This is a genomic window from Mesorhizobium sp. B2-6-2 (assembly GCF_006440615.1).
GTDB lineage: Bacteria > Pseudomonadota > Alphaproteobacteria > Rhizobiales > Rhizobiaceae > Mesorhizobium.
On record NZ_VFUG01000009.1, the window covers coordinates 112,490 to 132,507 of the forward strand.

Annotated in this window: 22 protein-coding genes and 1 pseudogene; 14 read left to right on the plus strand and 9 right to left on the minus strand. The window is 63.0% G+C overall.

The window, feature by feature from the left end; all coding sequences use genetic code 11:
- Nucleotides 1–18: 18 nt before the first annotated feature.
- The 6 genes from FJ419_RS18900 to FJ419_RS30830 all read left to right on the plus strand — a co-directional run bounded on the left by FJ419_RS18900 (nucleotide 19) and on the right by FJ419_RS30830 (nucleotide 3,876).
- Nucleotides 19–1,080 carry a glycosyltransferase family 4 protein gene (locus tag FJ419_RS18900; protein WP_140696645.1) on the plus strand — a complete coding sequence of 354 codons (1,062 nt, stop codon included), beginning with the start codon at nucleotides 19–21 and terminating at the stop codon, nucleotides 1,078–1,080.
- Entirely contained in the window at nucleotides 1,080–2,072 is a 993-nt protein-coding gene (locus FJ419_RS18905) for a GNAT family N-acetyltransferase (protein ID WP_140696648.1), read from the plus strand. The genes FJ419_RS18900 and FJ419_RS18905 overlap by 1 nt, the downstream gene beginning before the upstream one ends.
- Nucleotides 2,069–2,983 carry a class I SAM-dependent methyltransferase gene (locus tag FJ419_RS18910; RefSeq protein ID WP_246679249.1) on the plus strand — a complete coding sequence of 305 codons (915 nt, stop codon included), beginning with the start codon at nucleotides 2,069–2,071 and terminating at the stop codon, nucleotides 2,981–2,983. Before FJ419_RS18905 ends, FJ419_RS18910 begins: the two co-directional genes overlap by 4 nt.
- A gap of 59 nt (nucleotides 2,984–3,042) precedes the next feature.
- Nucleotides 3,043–3,261 carry a hypothetical protein gene (locus tag FJ419_RS18915; protein ID WP_140542293.1) on the plus strand — a complete coding sequence of 73 codons (219 nt, stop codon included), beginning with the start codon at nucleotides 3,043–3,045 and terminating at the stop codon, nucleotides 3,259–3,261.
- Nucleotides 3,262–3,453: 192 nt separating this feature from the next.
- Nucleotides 3,454–3,591, plus strand: coding sequence for a hypothetical protein (locus tag FJ419_RS18920; protein ID WP_224544246.1), 138 nt, complete (start codon nucleotides 3,454–3,456; stop codon nucleotides 3,589–3,591).
- Nucleotides 3,592–3,714: 123 nt separating this feature from the next.
- Nucleotides 3,715–3,876: a hypothetical protein gene (locus tag FJ419_RS30830; protein WP_181165011.1), complete on the plus strand. Its 162-nt coding sequence runs from the start codon at nucleotides 3,715–3,717 to the stop codon at nucleotides 3,874–3,876.
- A gap of 13 nt (nucleotides 3,877–3,889) precedes the next feature.
- Here FJ419_RS30830 and FJ419_RS18925 read toward each other — a convergent pair whose 3' ends face one another.
- From FJ419_RS18925 to FJ419_RS18940, 4 genes are all read right to left on the minus strand, one after another.
- Nucleotides 3,890–4,450: a sigma-70 family RNA polymerase sigma factor gene (locus FJ419_RS18925; protein WP_140542295.1), complete on the minus strand. Its 561-nt coding sequence runs from the start codon at nucleotides 4,448–4,450 to the stop codon at nucleotides 3,890–3,892.
- A gap of 153 nt (nucleotides 4,451–4,603) precedes the next feature.
- Nucleotides 4,604–6,529: an APC family permease gene (locus tag FJ419_RS18930; protein ID WP_140696654.1), complete on the minus strand. Its 1,926-nt coding sequence runs from the start codon at nucleotides 6,527–6,529 to the stop codon at nucleotides 4,604–4,606.
- Between the two features lie 291 nt (nucleotides 6,530–6,820).
- Nucleotides 6,821–7,186 (minus strand): VOC family protein, encoded by a 366-nt coding sequence (locus tag FJ419_RS18935; RefSeq protein WP_140696657.1) that lies wholly within the window; start codon nucleotides 7,184–7,186, stop codon nucleotides 6,821–6,823.
- Nucleotides 7,187–7,300: 114 nt separating this feature from the next.
- Nucleotides 7,301–8,197, minus strand: coding sequence for a LysR family transcriptional regulator (locus FJ419_RS18940; RefSeq protein ID WP_140696660.1), 897 nt, complete (start codon nucleotides 8,195–8,197; stop codon nucleotides 7,301–7,303).
- 127 nt (nucleotides 8,198–8,324) lie between these two features.
- On the opposite strand from FJ419_RS18940, the gene FJ419_RS18945 reads away from it, so the two are divergent.
- From FJ419_RS18945 to FJ419_RS18975, 7 genes are all read left to right on the plus strand, one after another.
- A complete protein-coding gene (locus FJ419_RS18945; RefSeq protein WP_140696664.1) occupies nucleotides 8,325–9,158 on the plus strand; it encodes an SDR family oxidoreductase in 834 nt (277 codons plus the stop codon).
- A gap of 42 nt (nucleotides 9,159–9,200) precedes the next feature.
- Nucleotides 9,201–10,190: an aldo/keto reductase gene (locus FJ419_RS18950; protein WP_140696667.1), complete on the plus strand. Its 990-nt coding sequence runs from the start codon at nucleotides 9,201–9,203 to the stop codon at nucleotides 10,188–10,190.
- Nucleotides 10,191–10,204: 14 nt separating this feature from the next.
- Nucleotides 10,205–10,399 (plus strand): hypothetical protein, encoded by a 195-nt coding sequence (locus FJ419_RS18955; RefSeq protein ID WP_140696670.1) that lies wholly within the window; start codon nucleotides 10,205–10,207, stop codon nucleotides 10,397–10,399.
- A complete protein-coding gene (locus FJ419_RS18960; RefSeq protein ID WP_140696673.1) occupies nucleotides 10,396–11,409 on the plus strand; it encodes an aldo/keto reductase in 1,014 nt (337 codons plus the stop codon). Before FJ419_RS18955 ends, FJ419_RS18960 begins: the two co-directional genes overlap by 4 nt.
- On the plus strand, nucleotides 11,409–12,236 hold the full coding sequence (locus FJ419_RS18965) for an SDR family oxidoreductase (protein ID WP_140696676.1): 828 nt from the start codon (nucleotides 11,409–11,411) through the stop codon (nucleotides 12,234–12,236). Before FJ419_RS18960 ends, FJ419_RS18965 begins: the two co-directional genes overlap by 1 nt.
- Before the next feature lie 26 nt (nucleotides 12,237–12,262).
- Complete coding sequence (locus FJ419_RS18970; RefSeq protein WP_140696679.1) at nucleotides 12,263–12,895, plus strand: flavodoxin; 633 nt, start codon at nucleotides 12,263–12,265, stop codon at nucleotides 12,893–12,895.
- Nucleotides 12,896–13,151: 256 nt separating this feature from the next.
- Nucleotides 13,152–14,327 (plus strand): Fic family protein, encoded by a 1,176-nt coding sequence (locus tag FJ419_RS18975; RefSeq protein ID WP_140696682.1) that lies wholly within the window; start codon nucleotides 13,152–13,154, stop codon nucleotides 14,325–14,327.
- Nucleotides 14,328–14,348: 21 nt separating this feature from the next.
- Here the strand turns inward: FJ419_RS18975 and FJ419_RS18980 are convergent, their stop codons facing one another.
- The 5 genes from FJ419_RS18980 to FJ419_RS19005 form a co-directional block, all read right to left on the minus strand.
- Complete coding sequence (locus FJ419_RS18980; RefSeq protein WP_140696685.1) at nucleotides 14,349–14,723, minus strand: hypothetical protein; 375 nt, start codon at nucleotides 14,721–14,723, stop codon at nucleotides 14,349–14,351.
- A gap of 543 nt (nucleotides 14,724–15,266) precedes the next feature.
- Nucleotides 15,267–16,199, minus strand: a complete 933-nt coding sequence (locus FJ419_RS18990; RefSeq protein ID WP_140696688.1) for an electron transfer flavoprotein subunit alpha/FixB family protein — start codon at nucleotides 16,197–16,199, stop codon at nucleotides 15,267–15,269.
- A 24-nt stretch (nucleotides 16,200–16,223) separates the two neighbouring features.
- Nucleotides 16,224–16,973 (minus strand): electron transfer flavoprotein subunit beta/FixA family protein, encoded by a 750-nt coding sequence (locus tag FJ419_RS18995; protein WP_140632863.1) that lies wholly within the window; start codon nucleotides 16,971–16,973, stop codon nucleotides 16,224–16,226.
- A 57-nt stretch (nucleotides 16,974–17,030) separates the two neighbouring features.
- Nucleotides 17,031–18,248: an FAD-dependent oxidoreductase gene (locus tag FJ419_RS19000; RefSeq protein WP_140696692.1), complete on the minus strand. Its 1,218-nt coding sequence runs from the start codon at nucleotides 18,246–18,248 to the stop codon at nucleotides 17,031–17,033.
- Between the two features lie 14 nt (nucleotides 18,249–18,262).
- A complete protein-coding gene (locus FJ419_RS19005) occupies nucleotides 18,263–19,027 on the minus strand; it encodes an aldolase/citrate lyase family protein (protein ID WP_140696695.1) in 765 nt (254 codons plus the stop codon).
- A 110-nt stretch (nucleotides 19,028–19,137) separates the two neighbouring features.
- Between FJ419_RS19005 and FJ419_RS19010 the strand changes: the two are divergent.
- Nucleotides 19,138–20,010: pseudogene (locus tag FJ419_RS19010) on the plus strand (2-hydroxy-3-oxopropionate reductase); the annotation flags it as partial.
- Nucleotides 20,011–20,018 lie beyond the last annotated feature (8 nt).

The window sequence follows — 20,018 nt, forward strand, 5'->3', positions numbered from 1 at the left end:
ATTCCGGCTCGATCGGCGATGACACTGACTGTCCTCAACGTCGCCTACCCCCTCGCGCCTGTCGGACCGGATGCGGTCGGCGGCGCCGAGCAGGTGCTGTCGGCGCTGGACCGGGCGCTGGTTGAGAAGGGCCACCGGTCGGTTGTCGTTGCCTGCCATGGGTCAAAGACGGCCGGCGTCCTAGTGGAAACACCGGCCGAAGCAGGCGTGCTCGACAAGGCGGCGAAGGACCGGGCCCAGCAGGCGCATCGCGACGCGATCGCGGCCGCCCGGGCGCGCTGGCCTATCGACGTCGTTCACCTCCACGGCATCGACTTCGACGCCTATCTGCCCACCGACGGCCCAACCCTGGTGACGTTGCACCTGCCGCTGGGCTGGTATCCCTCCGAAGTGCTTGCGCCGTCGCGCGAGGACCTGTGGCTGCACGCGGTCTCAGAGGCGCAGCACAGGACGGCGGCGGCAGGGTCGAGATTTGCGAAGCCTATTCCAAACGGCGTCGATATCAATGCGCTGAACGAGCCCCGGTTGCGGCGCAATTTCGCTTTGGTGCTCAGCCGCATCTGTCCCGAAAAGGGCGTCCATCTCGCAATCGAGGCAGCCAGGCGCGCCGGCGTTCCCCTGGCGATCGCCGGCCAGGTCTATCCCTATGAGACCCATTTGCGCTATTTCGCCGACGAGGTCCGTCCTCGTCTCGATCGGCAGCGGCGTTTTCTCGGGCCGCTGGGCTTTCGCGCCAAACGGCGGCTGCTCAACGCCGCCCGCTGCCTGGTCATTCCCAGCCTTGCCGCCGAAACCAGCTCGCTTGTCGCGATGGAGGCGCTTGCCTGCGGCACGCCGGTCGTCGCTTTCCCGAATGGCGCCCTTCCCGACGTCGTCCAGCATGGCACAACCGGATTTCTGGTCAATGACGTCGAGGAGATGGCTAAGGCCATCGTCCATTCTGGAGCGTTGGACCATGAGACCTGCCGGGCCGAGGCGCGCCGCCGCTTCTCGCTTGAGCGCATGGTCACATCCTACATGGATGCTTACGAAGTGCTGGCGAAGCTTGGCACCCGCCGCGCCTTGCTGGGGACCGCCTGATGGGCGGTCTGCGCACCGAGATCATTCGCGATCCCGGGACGTTCGAGGACCTCGAGCCGTGCTGGTGGCAGCTCTGGGGGCGAAGCATCTCGGCCACGCCGTTCCAGTCTCCTGCCTGGCTCATCCCCTGGTGGCGTACATTCGCGCCGGGCGATCTCACGGCAATTGCCGTGTGGAGCGGAGACGAACTCGCCGGACTGGCGCCGCTCTATATCGAAAGGCATGATGGCGGTCAGCGCCTGCTCCCCATCGGGATTTCGCTGAGCGACTATCTCGACATTTTGTGCGCGCCGGAACTGGAGGCGGAGACCGAAGCCGCCATAGCCGAAGCGGCGCTGTCGCTGGAATGGTCGCAGTGGATCCTGCCCGATCTCTCGGCCGACGCCATATCGCTGAGCCTTGAGCTGCCGAATGCCGAAGAGCGCCGATTTATGGCGCACGCGGCCTGTCCCGTGCTGTTGCTCGACGGCGATCGGACTCTGGCCCGCTCGGTTCCGGCGAGACGAAGGCGTCAGTTGCGTCGCGCCGAGAGAGCTGCCCGGCAAAGAGGAGCCGTCATTGTCAGCCGCGGCGAATCCGATCCGCAGACATTTCTCGACAGGCTCATTCGACTGCATGGCGCGCGCTGGACCGGCCATGGCGGTGGCGTGCTGTCCGACACGGCTGTGGAATTTCATCGCAGGGCCCTGCCGCGGCTTGCCGATAACGGCCTGGCGCGATGCTTGACGATCCAGATCGACGGTGCCGTCGTCGGCGCCTATTACGGTTTTCATCACCGCGACCGGGCCTATGCCTATCTTGGCGGTTTCGATCCGGCCTATGCCGACGAAAGCCCCGGCGCGATTCTGATCGGGCATGCCATCACCGGAGCCGCCAGCGAGGGCGCGCTGGAGTTCGATTTCCTACGCGGCAGGGAAGGCTACAAATATGGCTGGGGCGCGAAGGACCGCTGGACTGCGCAGAAGGTCTGGACCAGGAGCGCGTCGCCGTGAACGTCGCGAGCCAACCCGGCGCGATTGCCAGGCGCCTGATCGGGGATTGCATGACAGACGGCCTTTCCGTCGACAACGCGCTGGCCAGATTGGCCGTTTATACCGACAAGACGACCAGCGCGGCGCAATTGGCGGATATCGCGCTGGACATGCGTCCAAGCCATGCTCCCCGGCGATGCTGGCTGGAGGAGGTCGCCACGATGCTTCGTGGCAAGGCGGACGCCTTCGACAAGGTCCGCAGAGCGGCTGCCTGCGTGTCGCATGACCGGCCGGATAGCGAACCGACCGCCATGACCGTCAAACGGCTCGCCGGCAGCTTCGATCGGGCGGCCGCCATATCTCCCGCGGCCAGCGTCCAGTTGTCCTCGCTTGGCGACGAGCACAGGCTGTCGACCACGACCGCCGAGATTGTCTCATGGCTGGAACAGCAGGATTTCCTTGGTGCCCATAAGCACATACTGGACATCGGCTGCGGCATCGGGCGTCTCGGATATGCGCTCGGCACCCACGCAGGACATGTCATCGGCATCGATATCTCGTCGCGGATGATCGAAATCGCGCGCTGGCGATGCGCTGGCCTTGCCAATGTCGAATTTCGCCTGACCTCAGGCCTTGATCTCGGCGATTTCGCCGATGCAAGCTTTGACGGCGTGCTGGCCCTGGACAGTTTTCCTTACCTGGTGCTCGCCGGGGTTGCCGAGCGGCATTTCATCGAGATCGCGCGCGTGCTGCGGCGGGGAGGAATGGCAGCGATCCTCAACTATTCCTATCGGACATCGCCGGGCATCGATTCCGGCGACATCAGCCGTCTTTCTCATGCATGCGGCATGGACCTCGTGGTCGACGGCGAAATGCCGTTCGGCAGTTGGGACGGCATGGTCTTTCTTGTCCGTCGTGACGGCGGAACATAACGCACCGGCGGCAGTTCGGTCACCGAACAGTTCCACGCCAGCAGAACATGGAGAAGCAGATGGCATCCGGCGGTAAGAAGCAGATGGGCCGCGGCAGCCAGGGCAAGGGTTCCGGAACCGGAGCCAAGACGACGCTTGCAAAGGACGTGGTCGGCGAGAACGACGTGCTGTCCAACCGGGACAAGAAGCAGCACACCGAGCAACGCGGTCAGGACGGCAACCGGATCAAATCCGATCAGTATCAGGATCACGCTGCGAACCGCCTTCCCAAGGATTGAGCTGATGTTTCCAGATCACCTCTTGCCGCAAAATCCGGGGACAACGGACCGGAAACCCTACAGCCTGCGGCAAGCGCCTTGCATAGGCCGGTCGGCTATGCCTCTGTGAGATTTGAAGGGGCCTCTGTTTGTTAAGAGAATGCCATGTCTCACAGGAGTCAGCGCGACCTTTGCGCCCAGGTTATCCAGAGCTTGGACCAGGAGATCGCATCGCTGCTGAACGCTATCGAGCGGGAGGAGGTCCCTGACCGGCTGACAAGGCTTGCACTCGAACTGCAGAACGCTCTGATCGAAAAGCGCAAAGGCGACATGACCGGTGAGCGCGGCTGAAGATGTCACCAGCAAGGATGCGGCATTCCTTGGAGACGGCAAGTCATCGATATCGCCCGCTGTCGCGTGACCGGTGGAACCTTAACATAAGTTAATCGTTGTAGCCGATTGGGGACCATCCCGATGGCTGGCAGAACTCCGGAAGTGGACGAACTCATTCGGCGGCTGGTCGCACAGACGGGCATCACCGAAGCGCAGGCGCTCGAACTTGTTTCTCTGCTCGGCCTGAATTGGGCTTCGTTGATGAGAGAGGCCAAAGTCATGACAGCAGCCCAGCGCCGGTAGGATTTGGCCGGGCTTAGCGCCTTGCGCCCTCCGTATCCCAATGATTGTCCGAAAGTTGACGGCGTGGCTCGATCAGCGCTTGCGGCGAGCTTTCTCCGAGGAATTCCAGAACGCCGGCGCGGGCGCGGTTGAGGCGGCTTTTGACGGTGCCGACAGCGCAACCGCATATTTGCGCGGTTTCTTCGTAGCTTACGCCCAGTACGCCGATCAGCATCAAGACCTCACGCTGATGGGACGGCAGCTTCTGGATGGCTTGATGCACTTCCCTGCTTTGCACGGACCAATCCTGGGACGGTTCCGAAATCGGCCGGCTGGAGGCGCAGTCGAGCAGCCCGGGCGCCTCCCTGGCCGCCGCCTTGACACGCGTGTAGTGCGTGTTTCGCATGATGGTGAAGAGCCAGGACTTCAGGCGCGTGCCGGGCTCGAATTTGTCCAGGTTGGCGAGCCCCTTGGACAATGTTTCCTGCACAAGATCGTCGGCATCGTCAGGCACGCGACAGAAGGTTCGCGCAAAAGCCCGCAAGGCAGGAATGAGATCGACGATGGAGATCTCCTCGGCGCTGGGGTTCGGCAAATTATGCTCTCTGGATGACAATGTTCCGGCCCCAGCAAGTAGAAATTACGCGGTGCAGACTAGGGAGAATGTTTGAGAAATAGGAACGTTCCTGTTTTCCATCGCTCGGCCAAACTTTTGGCGAGGTTGCGTGATCGATCGGAGCGGCAACATTCAACGGGCCGCCTCGATCTTCGGTTCCTCGATATACCAAGGCATGGAAATGATCACGATGTCCGATCCGCCGAACTCGAGCAGTTTGGCGTGCAGTCGGCGAGCGCGCTGCGTATGCAGCATATATTGCCACCAATTGGGCGGCACGACCTCTGGGAGCAGCACTGCAATGGTGCGGCCATCGAACTCGCCGCGCAGCGCCTTGATCTCCTTCAATAACGGCTCGTACATCAGCCGGTAGTCGGCATTGAGGAGAAGCAGGCGTGGCGGGCGCAGGCCAGCCGCCCTCGCCGGCGCTTCCACATCTTGCGACCACCTTCCTCGAATTGCGCGCTCTTCGTCGCTCTCTTCGCCCGACAGCCGCGCCACATGGACGGCGATGACATCTCCGGACAGGCGAAAGGCAAAGCTGAGCGCCTTGTCCGCCATCCTGTTCCATTGCTGGGTCACGACAAGAACGACAGGGGGCTCGGTGCTGCTCAAATCGACTTTCCCGGGCTCGCGCAGACTTGCCTCGAGCTGGTCGTAATAGCGCCTCACCAACCGCAGCAGGAGGATCACAACCGGGATGACGATCACCGTGATCCAGGCGCCCTCCCCGAATTTGGCGACGACAATCACGATGAGCGCCAGCGCGGTGACTATGCCGCCGAACGCGTTGATCGCCAGATGCATCCGGTTGCCCGTCCGGTTCGTGTCCGTGGTTGTGCGAAGCGCCCTTACCCAGTGTATCACCATCCCGGTCTGCGACAGCGTGAACGTCAGAAAGGCGCCGATGGCGAAAAGCGGGATCAGATGGTCGGTGATGCCGCCGAACACGACCAGCAGCAGTCCCGCCGACGAGGCGAGGTAAAGGATGCCGATCGAGAAAACGAGCCGGCGGCCAACCATGGCGAAGGGCTTGGGAAGATACCCGTCTTCCGCCACCATGCGGCAAAGACGGGGAAAATCGACGAAGCTTGTATTGGCCGAAAGCGCCAGCACGCAAAGCAGGCTACCGATGGCGACATAGTAGAAGACCCCGTCGCCAACCACGGCATGCGCAAGTTGCGACAGCACGCTCTGATAGCCGTCCTTCTCCTGATCCATCGCACCGATACCGTAGCGTGCCGACAGGAAGGCGATGCCGCCGAGCAGCAGTCCAAGGATCATACAGATCGCCGCCAGCGTGCGCCGGCCGTGCCTGACGGGTGGATCCTTGAATGCGGTCATGCCGTTGCTGACCGCCTCTACGCCGGTCATCGCCGTGCAGCCGCTGGCAAAGGCGTGCATCAAGAGGAGCAGGCTTGCCGTTTCGGATGGCTGCTGCAGGGGCGGCGGTGGAATTGCCGGCACCGGCTGACCGCTGGAGGCAAGCGTCTTCGAGACGCCGATCGCCAGGATCGCCAGGAAACTCGTAACGAACAGATAGGTCGGCAAGGCAAACAACCGCCCGGCATCGAGCGTGCCGCGCAGGTTGACGACGGTCACCAAAAGCAGAATCCCGAGGCAGATCCAAAGCGTGTAGACATGCAGCGAAGGCAGCGCCGACACCAGCGCGCCGACGCCGGCAGAGATGCCTACGGCGACATTGAGCACGTAGTCGACCATCAGCGCGGCGGCGGCGAGCAGGCTGGCGTTGCGGCCAAGATTTTCGCGCGAGACGATATAAGCGCCCCCATTGCTGGGGTAAGCGGCGATGGTCTGGCGGTAAGAAAGATAAAGGACCGCGAGCAAACCGACTATGGCGCCCATGATCGGACCGATATAGCCGAGACCCGCCGCGCCGAGCGGGATCAGGATCGTGAGCGCCGCTTCCGGCCCATAGGCCGACGAACCCAGCCCATCGAGGCCCATTGCCGGCACGCCCTCGAACACGCCGATCTTGCGTTGCGACTGTTCCTGATTTGCCAGGCGACGGCCGAGAATCCAGCCCAGTATCGACATGTCATTGTCCCGAGAACTTCTCCCGAATAGCGCGGGAAGAAGAATGTTCCTCGACTGCGACTTCCGATTCTGTGTGCGGGCGGAAATGGGCCGGTCGCTAGGATTCACCAGTTCCCGTTGCTGGAGAGCGACCGAGCTCCCGATAGCGGCTCCGAGCGGCGCAGCAATTCGGCCGCGAGCGGATCTCGTGGCGCTTTGGGGCGATCGCGCGGCGCGAGCGGCTCGGATTGCTTGTGAGCGCTCCTCATCGCAATCAAGGCCGCCGCAACAGCTGCCGATCTGCGCGCCCACTCATTTCTTCTTGAACTCAAACAGCTCAACCAGGTTGCCCGACGGATCTTCCAGAAGTCTGGCGCGACCAGCTCCCGCCTCGCTGATTTCTCCTTTGAATTTGACGCCCGCATCGTTCAACCGGCCGACGAGGACATCTATGTCCTTCGTGACGATCATGAATCGGTTCCATCCGCCAGGCTCCGGTTTACCGCCAGCAGTTCCTCCACTGCCTGCCCCCGGAGCACTAAGGTAAAGCGTGAGATCATCGCGAATGAGCGCCGCGAACTTGCCAGGGTTGTGCATGTCAACCTTGAACTCGAGGTTATCGCGATAAAACGCGACCGAACTGTCAACGTCCGTCACAATGTATCGGATTGATGCCATGGTCCGAGCTCCTTTCACCACAGAAAGTGAACTGGCCGATGGGAATGTGGTTCCTTGGCATCGGCGATCGCGGCCAATAGTCCGCCAGCAAAGAAAGCCGCGCTAAAACCATCCTCACCGGTCTCTGTGCCGCAACGCGTTGACCAGCAGCGAAAAAGCAGGCGGAAGCTGCTGGCGATCGGGATAGTAAAGATGATACCCTGAGAAAGGCGGGCACCAATCTTCGAGCACGCGCTCCAGCCTGCCCGATTTAAGCAGCGCGTCGGCCTGATCCTCCAGGACACACGCAAGGCCCACACCTTCCGCTGCAGCATCCAGAATCATCGGTACGTCGTTGAGTATCAGCGGTCCTTCCACACGAACATTGAGGTCGCGGCCGTCGCGGCCGAATTCCCACGTGTAAAGGCCGCCTTTGGTCTGCATGCGAATGTTGATGCAGGCATGCCCGGTCAGATCGTGGGGTGTGCGGGGACGACCATGCGCGGCAAAATAGGAAGGCGCGCCGACGACTGCCATGCGCAGTTCGGGGCCGATCCGCACGGCGATCATGTCCTTCGCGACCTGCTCTCCCAAGCGGACGCCGGCATCGAAACGATCGGCAATGATGTCGGTCAGATGGCTGTCGATCGAGATCTCTACGGTCACCTCCGGATAATCCTTGAGCAACTTGCCGACCGCCGGCCATAGGATCGTTTCGGCGGCGTGTCGGCTCGAGGTTATCCGGACCGTACCTGCCGGCCGCTCACGCAGAGCGCTGAGTGCCGAAAGCCGTGCATCGATTTCATCGAAGGCCGGGCGCAGCGTTGCGATCAGCTGCTCTCCCGCTTCGGTCGGCGCGACCTTGCGCGTGTTCCGTGTGAGAAGCTTCAGTCCGATAGCCCCTTCAAGTCGGCGGACTATCTGGCTGATCGCGGATTGGGATGTGCCAAGCGTCGCGGCCGCCCTGGTGAAGCTGCGCGCCTCGGCGACGGCGAGGAAAACCGCAAGATCGCTGAGTTCCTCCCGTTTCATTGATAAGCTCCAGATATAAGCACATGCAGAACTTAGCGTCTAATAGCTAAAAAGCCTATCGCATATATCGTCTCCAGCGATGCCTCGGGCCTGACGCGCGCGCCAACCCCTGTGGAGAGACAAGCATATGGCGAAAGACGTGGTCGTCGTGATCGGCGCTGGTGGGATCGGCCAAGCAATCGCGCGGCGGCAAGGGTTCGGCAGGACGATCCTGCTGGCGGACTGGAATGAAGAGACCCTTGCCAAGGCGGCGGCAGTTCTGGGCAGCGCCAGCTATGCGGTGGTGGCGCAGAAGGTCGACGTCACCTCGCGCTCGTCGGTGCAGGCGCTGGCGGAAGCCGCCGCGGCGCTTGGCCCGGTCATGCAGGTGGTCAACACGGCAGGACTCTCGCCCAACATGGCGCCGGTCGAGAAGCTGCTCGAAGTTGATCTCTACGGCTCGGCCATAGTGTTCGAGGAGTTCGGCAAGGTCATCGCCAACGGCGGCGCCGGCCTCATCATCTCCAGCATGGCCGGCCACATGATGCGCCAGCTATCTGAAAAAGATGAGAAGCAGCTTGCCCACGCGCCTGCGGACGAGCTGCTCGCATTGCCCTGCCTGCAGGCCGAGGCAATCCCCAACACGCTGGTTGCCTATATGGTCGCCAAGCGCGCCAATTTCCTGCGCGTGCAGGCCGAGGCGATGCGCTGGGGCGAACGTGGCGCACGCATCAACGCCATCAGCCCCGGGATCATCGTCACGCCGCTGGCGGCGTATGAGCTGAACTCCGAGATCGGCGACATCTATCGCGCGATGGTCGAGGCTTCGCCGTCGAAGCGAATGGCGCCGCCCGACGAGATTGCGGTCGCGGCGAGCTTCCTGCTCGGTCCCGATGCCGGCTTCATCACCGGCAGCGATCTTCTCATCGACGGCGGGGTCATCGCGGCGATGCGCGCCGGCAAGCTGCCGACGCCGGGCTGAACGCCCTTCCTCCTTCCAAAACGATCGAAAAGGACCGAACCCATGAAACAGCGCATGCTTGGAAGCCTCGCGGTGAGCGAGATCGGCTACGGCACGATGAGCTTCGCCTCGACCTATGGAGCTTCACCCGACCGCCCCGAAGCGATCCGCGTCATCCGCGGAGCGCACGATCTCGGCGTCACCCTTTTCGACACGGCGGAGGCCTATGGCCCCTGGACCAATGAGGAGCTCGTCGGCGAGGCGCTGCGGCCGTTCCGCGACCAGGTGGTGATTGCGACCAAGTTCGGCTTCAACATCGATCCTGCCACCGGCGAACGCCGTGGCGGCGTCAACAGCCGCCCGGATCACGTGCGCCAGGTCGTCGACGCCAGCCTGAGACGCCTCGGCATCGAGACGATCGACCTGCTCTACCAGCATCGCGTCGACCCGGCCGTGCCGATCGAGGACGTCGCCGGCGTGGTGCACGACTTGATTGCGGCGGGCAAGGTCAGGCATTTCGGCATGTCCGAAGCCGCGGCTGCCACGATCCGGCGCGCGCACGCGGTGCAGCCGGTGACCGCGATCCAGAGCGAATATTCGCTGTGGACGCGCGAGCCTGAAGCCGAGGTGCTGCCGCTGTGTGCCGAGCTTGGCATCGGCTTCGTGCCGTGGAGCCCGCTCGGCGCCGGCTATCTCACCGGCAAGATCGATGCATCGACGCCGATCGACAGCAGCGACTTCCGCGCCGCATCGCCGCGCTTCACCGCCGAGGCCCGCGCCGCCAACCAGGCGCTTGTCGAGCTCCTCAAGCGCATTGCTGCGGACAAGATGGCGACTCCGGCCCAGATCGCGCTCGCCTGGCTGCTTGCCCGCGCGCCGTTCATCGTGCCGATCTTCGGCACGCGCCGGCTCGATCGCGTCGAGGAGAATTTAGGTGCGGCCAACGTCGTGCTGACGCCTGCGGACCTCGGCGAGATCGAGACCGCGATCGGCAAGATCGAGATCAAGGGCGAGCGGCTCCCGGCAGAGGTCCTGAAGCTCTCCTATCGTTGATCGGAGATTATCCGATGAAGACGCGCGAACTCGGCCACAGCGGCCTCACCGTCTGCTCCCTCGGCCTCGGCTGCATGGGCATGAGCATCAACTGCGGCGCGGCGCGCGACAAGGTGGAGATGATCCGCCTCGTCACCGAGCCGGAGGTCGGGATCGGCGAGAGCCTCGGCGTTCATGGCGCCGCTGAACATCAAAGGAGTAGATCATGAAACAAAGAATGCTTGGGAAGCTCGCCGTCAGCGAGATCGGCTTTGGCTGCATGGGTCTGGACTTCAGCTATGGCCATCGCGTCAGCCGCGAGGAAGGGATCAAGCTCGTCCGCCAAGCGGCGGAGCGCGGTGTTACCTTCTTCGACACGGCCGAAATCTACGGTCCCTTCACCAACGAAGAGCTGGTCGGCGAGGCGCTCCGCCCCATCCGCGACCAGGTGGTGATCGCCACCAAGTTCGGCTTCGACATCGATCCGGCAACGGGTGAGAACCGTGGCGTATCGAGCCGGCCGGAACACATTCGCGGCCATGTCGAACGCTCGCTCAAGCGCCTCGGCATTGAGACAGTCGACCTCATCTACCAGCACCGCGTCGATCCGACCGTTCCGATCGAGGATGTCGCCGGCGTCGTTCGTGACCTGATTGCCGAAGGCAAGGCAAAGGGCTTCGGCCTGTCAGAACCCGGCGTCCCGACGCTGCGGCGGGCTCATGGTGTTCAGCCGGTCACCGCCGTCCAGAACGAATACTCGCTCTGGTGGCGCGCGCCGGAAACCAACGGCATCCTGGCCGCCTGCGACGAGCTCGGCATCGGCTTCGTGCCCTACAGCCCGCTTGGCAAGGGCTTCCTGACCGGCGCGATGAGCCCCGAAACGAAGCTCGACAAGAGCGACTTCCGCGCCGCCATTCCGCGCTTTCAGCCCGAGGCGCTGGCCAAGAACACGACCTTCGTCGACCTGCTGAAGCGTATTGCGGCAGCAAAGGACGCCACCCCGGCACAAATTGCACTCGCCTGGCTGCTTGCCCAACGTCCCTACATCGTGCCGATCCCCGGCACGACCAAGCTGCACCGGCTCGAAGAAAATCTCGGCGCCGCCGATATCGCGCTGACCGAGACCGATCTGGCAGAGATCAAGACGGCCCTTGCCGGTCTGGAAGTCGAAGGCGACCGCTATACGCCCGCCGGCAAAGCGATGGCCGGCGTGGAATCCGCCACGAAGGAGGATGTCTGATGTCACAAGTTGTCGTCGTCGTAGGCGCCGGTTCGATCGGCCAGGCGATCGCCCGGCGGGTAAGCGTGGGCAAGTCCGTGCTGCTCGCCGACCTACGCCGGGAAAAAGCGGAGGCCGCTGCGAAGGTCCTGAGCGACGCCGGATACGCCACGCAGGCCGTCAGCGTAGATGTATCGTCGCGCGAATCAGTAGAGGCGCTGGTGGCAAAGGCGGCGGAGCTGGGGGAAGTCATTGGCCTCATCCAGGCCGCGGGCGTCTCACCCTCGCAGGCGCCGATCGAGGCTATCCTGAAGGTCGATCTGTACGGCACCGCGTTGCTGCTGGAAGCGTTCGGGAACGTGATTGCCAAGGGCGGCTCGGGGATCGTCATCTCGTCGCAGTCCGGTCACCGCATGGGGCCGCTTACGGTCGAGCAGAACCGCCAACTGGCGACAACGCCGGTCGACCAGCTCCTGGATTTGCCGTTTCTCCAGCCCGACGCGGTGCAGGACACGCTCCACGCCTATCAGCTTTCCAAGCGCGGCAATGGTCTGCGCGTGCAGGCGGAAGCGGTGCGGTGGGGCCGACGCGGCGCCAGGATCAATGCGATCAGCCCCGGCATCGTCATCACGCCGCTCGCCAATGACGAACTGAAAGGGCCGCGCGGCGAAGGCTATCGCAAGATGATCGAGAGCTCGATCGCGGGCCGCGCCGCCACGCCCGACGAGATCGCCAACCTCGCCGCGCTAGTGATGAGCGCGGACGGCGCCTTCATCACGGGCAGCGATTTTCTGATCGATGGCGGCACTACTGCCGTCCACTGGTTCGGCAAAGCCGACCGAGAATAACTCTCCATGAGTCCGGATTTCACTCGGTGGGCAAGGTTTTGCTGCGGCCGGAACGCGAAGAGACCATGAGCGAAAAGCCAACCCACGGCGAGTTCCATCGCCGGCAGATCCTGCGAGGGGCAGCTCTCGCCGCCGCCTCGACCTGGACTGCCCCAGCGGCCTCTGCGCTAGGGTCCGGTCCGTGCGCCGTGATCTTCCTTTCCAGATCCAGCAATACGCGGATGCTGGCGGGGGACCTGTCGCGTAGCTTCAGTGCCGATCTCATCGAAATCCGCCCGCGTGATCCCTGGCCCGAGGATTACGAAGAGATGGTCCGCTGGGCCACGCGCTGGCGCAACAGCGACCGGCTTCTGCCCCTGAAATCGACCCCGGACCTTTCGGATCGTGCCTTCATATTCCTGGGCTTCCCCATTTGGGGCGGGTCGCTGCCCGCGCCAATGCGAAGCTTCCTCGCGACCGCCAATCTTGCCGGCAAGCCCGTACTGCCGTTCATCACCCACGGAGGCTTCGGCGCCGGCGACGCGATGGCCGAGGTTCGCCGCCTGATGCCCGATGCCGCTTTTGCCGAACCTCTCATCCTGCAATGCGATCAGGAGCGCGCCAACCTGAACGCATTGCGAGGCTGGCTGAGCGATGTAGCTGCGGCGATCCCGCGCTGAGAACGGCGAGATTCCCGTGTGGATCTTTCGCAATCCGGACGGGCTGCTTATCGTTCGCAGCGATGGAACTCTATCGAGTGGCCTCTGGGATCGCCCAATCTCTATTTCGTGCCATCCACGCAAACTCTAAGAACGATCTCTTGACTAACGGCTTCCGCTAGTAAAGAGTGAGTTCTTAGTGGGCTGGTAGGGAACGTGAGCGTTCCTTGCATGCGGGCGTTGAAACGACGTCATCCCTGGGGCGAGCTCCCAAGACATGCCGAAGCGCACAACAGGCCGATACGCAAACGTGACCGCAGGCGGCGAAAAGATCGATGCCTTCGTTCCCTTCGATCTGCCGCCTGCGCGGCCGGCGCTCGCCATCGACGCAAAGCTTGAACATCGCCTTGGGCAGGCCGAGCAGGCGCTTGTCCGGCTCGATCTGGCGGGCGAGATGGTGCCTTCGCTCGACTGGTTCATATACGCCTTCGTACGCAAGGAGGCGGTGATCTCGTCGCAGATCGAGGGCACGCAAGCATCGCTCGTCGACCTTCTCGCCTTTGAAGCCGAGGATCAGCCCCAACCCAACGCCGATGTCGAGGAGGTTACAAACTACCTCGATGCGCTTGCCTACGCGCGCGGTCAGCTCGCGTCGAAACGTGGTCTGCCGCTCTCGCTGCGGCTTTTGAACGAAGCCCATAAGCGATTGATGCGTGGCGTGCGCGGCGGTAGCAAGCAACCTGGAGAAATACGCCGCAGCCAGAACTGGATTGGCGGAAGCCGGCCCGGGAACGCGGTCTATATTCCCCCGCCCTCCGAGAAACTCTCGCAACTTCTCAGTTCCTTCGAGAAATACATCCATGCCGACGACCGGCTGCCAAAACTCGTGCGCGCGGGCCTCCTGCATGCGCAGTTCGAAACCATTCACCCCTATCTCGATGGCAATGGACGAATCGGACGGCTGATGATCGCCCTCCTACTGGAGCACTGGGGATTATTGAAGGCACCGCTCCTCTATATCAGCCTCTTCTTCAAGCGTCACCGCGAAGAGTACTACCGGCGCCTCAATCTCGTGCGGCTGGAAGGCGACTGGGAGGGCTGGATCGACTTCTTTCTCGATGGCGTGGCAACGATCGCCGATGAAGCCGTCGTCTCGGCCCGCGAATTGTTCAACCTCGTCAGTACGGATCGCACGCGGCTGCTCGGTGTGGAATCAGCATCCGTTTCCGCTCTCCGATTATTCGAGCGACTTCCGCGTCATCCGATCGTGACCGTCGCATCGGCGATGAAACTCCTCGAGACAAGCAAACCGACCGCGACCCGCGCAATCGAAGTGCTAGCCGAGATTGATATCCTCGTGGAAACGACAGGGAAGAAGCGCGACCGCAGCTTCGCATATCGAGCCTATATGGAATGTCTGCGAACCGGAACGGAACTGGATCTCAGTCGCTGAGCAGCGACTGTTCTGGATCAACTACGCTGGACTGACTCCGTTGGCGCACGCGGGCGCATAGCCGGACTTTGCGGCCTTCCGATTTTCCCACCTGACAGGGAATACGTCAGCACGGCCTGCGAATAGGCCCCGAAACAGCGCGATCTTTTCCGCGGTGGGTGACGCGGCAGTGACCCCCGGCGCATCTGCAATGACGGGTGGTGAATAATTTGCGGCCGCGGCCGAGCGCCGGCTCACCAGATTCCTCAGCGCGGCCTCAAGCTCTTTCCGCTCGGCCTCATTTGCGGCTAGGCGGTCTCGAAGCCGCTCAATCTCGACCTCGAGTTCGTGCGCAGTCTTGGCGCCACCGCCCAGCACCAGTCGTTTCGACACAGCTCCGCTCAGCCAAGTCTTCATAGTCCTCTCTGAGTCCGCGCCGTCCTCATCCCACGTGTGGCGCCAGATTCATGAATGCGTTTTCGCCGTGTTGACGATTGAGAGCGAGCCGATCGATCCAAGACCGCTTGCACGTTTCCTGAGCCGCCGATTTTTTTATCAGTGAATCGTAGCCAAAGCTACGTAACTCGCACCTTCTCAAAGACTCCGCGAAGCGCGGCGCTGCAACTTCGGGTAGCCCGCTTCAGAAAAAGACCGTCAGAACGATCACAATTTCTGACGGTCCTTTCTCGGTCGCGTCTTGCGACTTTGATCAAATCGTCGGAAGAACCGTCAAATGAATGGGGCCGGTTCTCCACCGCGAACATCACCTCACTCGGGATCAACCTGACCGCTTCAACTCCTCGGGTCCACCGGCAGCTTGCGCATCCGCTTTCCCATGTCTGCGAAGATAGCGTTGGGTACAGCGGCACGATGCAAGACGTGCCTGTCTCACCCATTCCACCGGGAGCCTCGGAACTCTGTGCCACGTGGACCTCGATGCTGGCGCCTCCATGTGCGCTACTATTGGATTGCCTTTTGCAGCTCCGGCAGGATGACGAAGAGATCGCCGACCAGGCCGTAGTCGGCGACCTGGAAGATCGGGGCTTCCTCGTCCTTATTGATGGCGACGATGACCTTCGAGTCCTTCATGCCGGCCAGGTGCTGGATGGCACCCGAGATGCCGACGGCGATGTAGAGGTCAGGCGCCACCACCTTGCCGGTCTGGCCGACCTGCCAGTCGTTCGGTGCGTAGCCAGCGTCGACCGCGGCGCGCGAGGCGCCGACCGCGGCGCCGAGCTTGTCGGCGACCGGCAGGATGACTTCCTGGAACTTCTCCGAGGAGCCGAGCGCGCGGCCGCCCGAGATGATGATCTTGGCCGAGGTCAGCTCCGGACGATCGTTCTCGGAGAGCTTGTTCTCGATGAAAGACGACAGGCCGGGGTTGGCGGCGGCGCCGACCGTCTCGACCGAGGCCGAGCCGCCTTCGGGCGCTGCCGCGAAGGACGCGGTGCGCACGGTGATGACCTTCTTGGCGTCGGTCGACTGCACGGTCTGGATGGCGTTGCCGGCATAGATCGGCCGCTTGAAGGTATCCGGCGAGACAACCTCGATGATCTCGGACACCTGGGCGACGTCGAGGAGGGCGGCGACGCGCGGCGCGATGTTCTTGCCCGACGAGGTGGCCGGCGCGACGATCGCGTCATAGGAGCCGGCGAGCGAGACGACTAGTGCCGCCGTCGGCTCGGCGAGACGCTCGGCAAGCTCGTCGGCCCCGGCGAGCAGCACCTTGCGCACGCCTTTCAGCTTGGCGGCGGCATCGGCCGCGCCCTTGGCGCCCTTGCCGGCCACCAGCACGTCGACATCCGAGCCGATCTGCAGCGCCGCCGACAGCGCCTTGGCAGTCTGCTCGGAAAGGCTTGCGTTGTCGTGTTCTGCGATGAGGAGAATTGCCATTTTCTTTGTCCTTTCCCGATCGCTTTAAAGCACGCCGGCTTCGTTCTTCAGCTTCTCGACCAGCTCGGCCACGCTCTTGACCTTGACGCCCGCCTTGCGGCCGCCTGGCTCCTCGGTCTTGATCACCTTGAGGCGCGGCTTGACGTCGGCGCCGTAGTCGGCCGGGCTCTTCTCGTCGAGCGGCTTCTTCTTGGCCTTCATGATGTTGGGCAGCGAGGCATAGCGCGGCTGGTTGAGGCGAAGGTCGGCGGTGACGATCGCCGGCATCTTCAATTCCACCGTCTGCAGGCCGCCGTCGACCTCGCGCGTCACCTTGGCCTGATCGCCTTCGAGCACGATCTTGGACGCGAAGGTGCCCTGCGACCAACCAAGCAGTGCCGCCAACATCTGGCCGGTCTGGTTCGAATCGTCGTCGATCGCCTGCTTGCCGAGGATGACGAGGCCGGGCGCCTCCGCCTCGACCACGCCCTTCAGCACCTTGGCGACGCCCAGCGGCTCGGTCTGCTCGTCGGTCTTGACCAGGATGGCGCGGTCGGCGCCCATGGCGAGCGCGGTGCGCAGCGTCTCCTGCGCCTGCTGCGGGCCGATCGAGACGACGATGATCTCTTCAGCCTTGCCGGCTTCCTTGATGCGAATGGCTTCCTCGACCGCGATCTCGTCGAACGGGTTCATCGCCATCTTGACGTTGGCAAGCTCGACGCCCAGTCCGTCGGCTTTCACCCGGACCTTAACGTTGGCGTCCACAACCCGCTTCACGGGCACAAGGATCTTCATTTTTCATTTTCCCTAAAATAAAATTGGGAGCGCTGGTCGGCTCGGTTTTGACACGGCTCAAATCACCGCCTCTTCGAGGAACGGTTGATTGCGCGGTATGCGCTCGTAGCTGAACGGCGACAGGTCGAGCGTCTGAAAAGCCCCGTGGACAATCAGCTCCGAGACTGCCCGGCCGACGGCAGGCGACTGCTGCAGGCCATGTCCGGAGAAACCGTTGGCGAACATGAAGTTGGTCACCTCCGGGTGGAAGCCGACGATACCGTTGTGATCGAGCATGTTGTATTCGTAATGGCCGGTCCAGCTGGTCTGCAATTTCAACGCGTCGAACGCTGGAATGCGGTGCCAGAGCGCCGGCCAGATGTAATCGTCGAACTCTTCAAAATGCATCTCGAAGTCGTCATAGTCGGCCGGCCCGTCGCCCTGCGGCGTGTTGCCGGTGAGAAAAAGTTCGCCTTCCGGACGCACGAATGTCCCGGAAAGGTCAATGACATTGGGCATCCGCCCGGGGATGGGATTGGCGCTGGCGAAAACGAAGCTGTAGCGCTTGTAGGGCGCGACCGGGATGGAGAGGCCGGCCATGGCTGCGACCTGCTGTGCGCGTGGACCGGCGGCGTTGACCAATGTTCCGCAGGAAACGGTCTGGCCGGTCGCGAGGCGGGCCGAGACGACCCGGCCTTCGGAAACATCCAAATCCGTCACGGCGTTGTCGATATATTCGACCCCGCTCGCGCGCGCCGCGCGGCGGAAGCCGTTGAGGAGGCCCATCGAATCGAACCAGCCTTCTTCGCGCGAACCCCAAGAACCGCCGCCGAGGTCCTCGACATTCAGCCACGGAAAACGTTCCTTCAACACGCCCGGTTCGAGGAAGACGGTGTGGGCGCCGAGGCTGCGCTGCAGCTCGACCCGTTCTCGCGCCGCGTCCACGTCCTCGGGCGAGCAGCAATAGAGATATCCATGTTCCTTGAAGCCTAGATCAGGCGCGGGCTCATTGGTGTAGAACGGCGCCATCCGCTCCTGGAAACCGCGAATGATCTCGATGCCGAACTGGCTGATCTTCACATTGATCGGGTTGGAATACTGCTGGCGGATTGCGCTGGTGGAGAGCGCGGTCGAGGAGAATTGGTAGCTCGAATCGCGCTCGACGACGAGGATCGACACGCGACTACCCAGCGCCTGGCTCAACCAATAGGCCGTGGACGAGCCGATGACCGCGCCGCCGACGATGACGATGTCATAGGCGCCGCGCGAAGGTGCCTTGTAAGTGGGGATCGCCATGGCAGTTCTCCGCTCTATTGGTTGAACGAGGCGACAAGGGCGTCCGAGCCCCGCGCCAGCAAACCGAGATCCGAGCCCACCGCAATCATGGTGAAGCCGTCGGCGACATAGCGGTCGGCGTCGGCCTTGACCGGCGCCAGGATGCCGCTGGCCTTGCCAGCGGCGGCCGCGGCCTTGCGCACCGAAGCGATCGCCTCCTGCACATGTGCAGCGCGTGGATTGCCCATCGCGCCCATATTGGTGGAGAGATCGCCGGGGCCGACAAAGAGCACATCGACGCCCGCGACAGCGGCGATCTCGCCCGCATTGGCGACGCCGGATTCGTCCTCGATCTGGACGGCCAGCAGCTGTTGCTCGCGCGCCTTGGCGTGGTAGCCGGCGATGCGGCCAAAAGCGTTGGCACGATGACCGACGGAAAAGCCTCGGAAGCCGCCTGGCGCATAGGTCATGGCTGCGACGATGGCGCGTGCCTGATCGGCCGTGCGCACATTGGGGATCATCAGACTGCGGGCGCCGACATCCAATGCCTGCTTCATGAGATTGGCATCATCCGACGGCAATCGCACCACGGCTTCGCACGGAAACGCCGCCGCGACCTGCAGCTGCGCCATGATGCTGCGCAGATCGTTCGGGCTATGCTCGCCGTCTATCAGCAGCCAGCCCGCTCCGGAGCCGGCGACGACCTCGGTGGTGAGCGCCGAAGCCAGCGAACACCAGATGCCGATGTGAGCCCGGCCGGCCTGAACGGCCGCCTTCAGCGAATTGACACGCTCCTGCATTTTGCGATCGGTCTCCAATGAGAAGAAGGTGCATTGAAATTTGTATGATGTCCTATATCATACGTCGAACTGGAGCTGCAAGGCGCTCTGACGCGGAACGGGAGTTGCGCATGAAAATCGGCTTTATCGGACTTGGCGTCATGGGCGCGCCGATGGCGCGGCATCTCGCCGACGCGGAGCACGAGATCGTCACGGTCCTGAACCGCTCCCCTCTTCCAAGGGACTTGAAGGCAAAAGTCGTAGCCTCCCCCGCCGAGGTGGCGCGGATATCCGAGCTCGTCATCACCATGCTGCCGGATACGCCCGACGTGGAGCGCGTCCTGCTCGGGCGGAACGGTGTGTTGGAAGGAATTTCGGCCGGCAAGCTGGTCATCGACATGAGCTCGATCAGCCCGATCGCCACGGCTGAATTCGCGGCGAAGCTACGAGAAGTCGGAGCGGGCTTTCTCGACGCGCCGGTCTCCGGCGGCGAGGTTGGTGCCAATGCGGCGAGCCTCACCATCATGGTCGGTGGCCCGGCCGCCGAGTTCGAGCGGGCGCTGCCGATCTTCCAGAGGCTGGGCAAGAACATCACCCTGATCGGCGAGCAGAATGGCGCTGGGCAGATCTGCAAGATCGCCAACCAGATCATCGTCGCACTCAACATCGAGGCGGTCGCCGAGGCGCTGGTCTTCGCCAGCAAGGCCGGCTGCGACCCGGCGAAAGTTCGCGCCGCGCTGATGGGCGGCTTTGCTTCTTCCCGCGTGCTCGAAGTGCATGGCGAGCGCATGATTTCCCGCACCTTCGCGCCGGGCTTTCGCATCGGGCTTCACCAGAAGGATCTCAACCTCGCGCTCGAAAGCGCACATGCGCTTGGCGTCTCCCTGCCGAACACGGCGATGGCGCAGCAATTGATGAATGCCTGTTCGGCGCGAGCGGGAGGTGCCGAGGCCGACCACTCGTCCCTCGTCCGGGCGATCGAGACCTCGAGTAATCATGAACTCTCAAAAGA

What these genes read in the sequence shown, in the direction of transcription:
- FJ419_RS18900 (WP_140696645.1), top strand. Translation starts at nt 19, where the DNA reads ATGACACTGACTGTCCTCAACGTCGCCTACCCCCTCGCGCCTGTCGGA.
- FJ419_RS18905 (WP_140696648.1), top strand. Translation starts at nt 1,080, where the DNA reads ATGGGCGGTCTGCGCACCGAGATCATTCGCGATCCCGGGACGTTCGAG.
- FJ419_RS18915 (WP_140542293.1), top strand. Translation starts at nt 3,043, where the DNA reads ATGGCATCCGGCGGTAAGAAGCAGATGGGCCGCGGCAGCCAGGGCAAG.
- FJ419_RS30830 (WP_181165011.1), top strand. Translation starts at nt 3,715, where the DNA reads ATGGCTGGCAGAACTCCGGAAGTGGACGAACTCATTCGGCGGCTGGTC.
- FJ419_RS18930 (WP_140696654.1), bottom strand. Translation starts at nt 6,529, where the DNA reads ATGTCGATACTGGGCTGGATTCTCGGCCGTCGCCTGGCAAATCAGGAA.
- FJ419_RS18935 (WP_140696657.1), bottom strand. Translation starts at nt 7,186, where the DNA reads ATGGCATCAATCCGATACATTGTGACGGACGTTGACAGTTCGGTCGCG.
- FJ419_RS18940 (WP_140696660.1), bottom strand. Translation starts at nt 8,197, where the DNA reads ATGAAACGGGAGGAACTCAGCGATCTTGCGGTTTTCCTCGCCGTCGCC.
- FJ419_RS18945 (WP_140696664.1), top strand. Translation starts at nt 8,325, where the DNA reads ATGGCGAAAGACGTGGTCGTCGTGATCGGCGCTGGTGGGATCGGCCAA.
- FJ419_RS18950 (WP_140696667.1), top strand. Translation starts at nt 9,201, where the DNA reads ATGAAACAGCGCATGCTTGGAAGCCTCGCGGTGAGCGAGATCGGCTAC.
- FJ419_RS18955 (WP_140696670.1), top strand. Translation starts at nt 10,205, where the DNA reads ATGAAGACGCGCGAACTCGGCCACAGCGGCCTCACCGTCTGCTCCCTC.
- FJ419_RS18960 (WP_140696673.1), top strand. Translation starts at nt 10,396, where the DNA reads ATGAAACAAAGAATGCTTGGGAAGCTCGCCGTCAGCGAGATCGGCTTT.
- FJ419_RS18965 (WP_140696676.1), top strand. Translation starts at nt 11,409, where the DNA reads ATGTCACAAGTTGTCGTCGTCGTAGGCGCCGGTTCGATCGGCCAGGCG.
- FJ419_RS18975 (WP_140696682.1), top strand. Translation starts at nt 13,152, where the DNA reads ATGCCGAAGCGCACAACAGGCCGATACGCAAACGTGACCGCAGGCGGC.
- FJ419_RS18980 (WP_140696685.1), bottom strand. Translation starts at nt 14,723, where the DNA reads ATGAAGACTTGGCTGAGCGGAGCTGTGTCGAAACGACTGGTGCTGGGC.
- FJ419_RS18990 (WP_140696688.1), bottom strand. Translation starts at nt 16,199, where the DNA reads ATGGCAATTCTCCTCATCGCAGAACACGACAACGCAAGCCTTTCCGAG.
- FJ419_RS18995 (WP_140632863.1), bottom strand. Translation starts at nt 16,973, where the DNA reads ATGAAGATCCTTGTGCCCGTGAAGCGGGTTGTGGACGCCAACGTTAAG.
- FJ419_RS19000 (WP_140696692.1), bottom strand. Translation starts at nt 18,248, where the DNA reads ATGGCGATCCCCACTTACAAGGCACCTTCGCGCGGCGCCTATGACATC.
- FJ419_RS19005 (WP_140696695.1), bottom strand. Translation starts at nt 19,027, where the DNA reads ATGCAGGAGCGTGTCAATTCGCTGAAGGCGGCCGTTCAGGCCGGCCGG.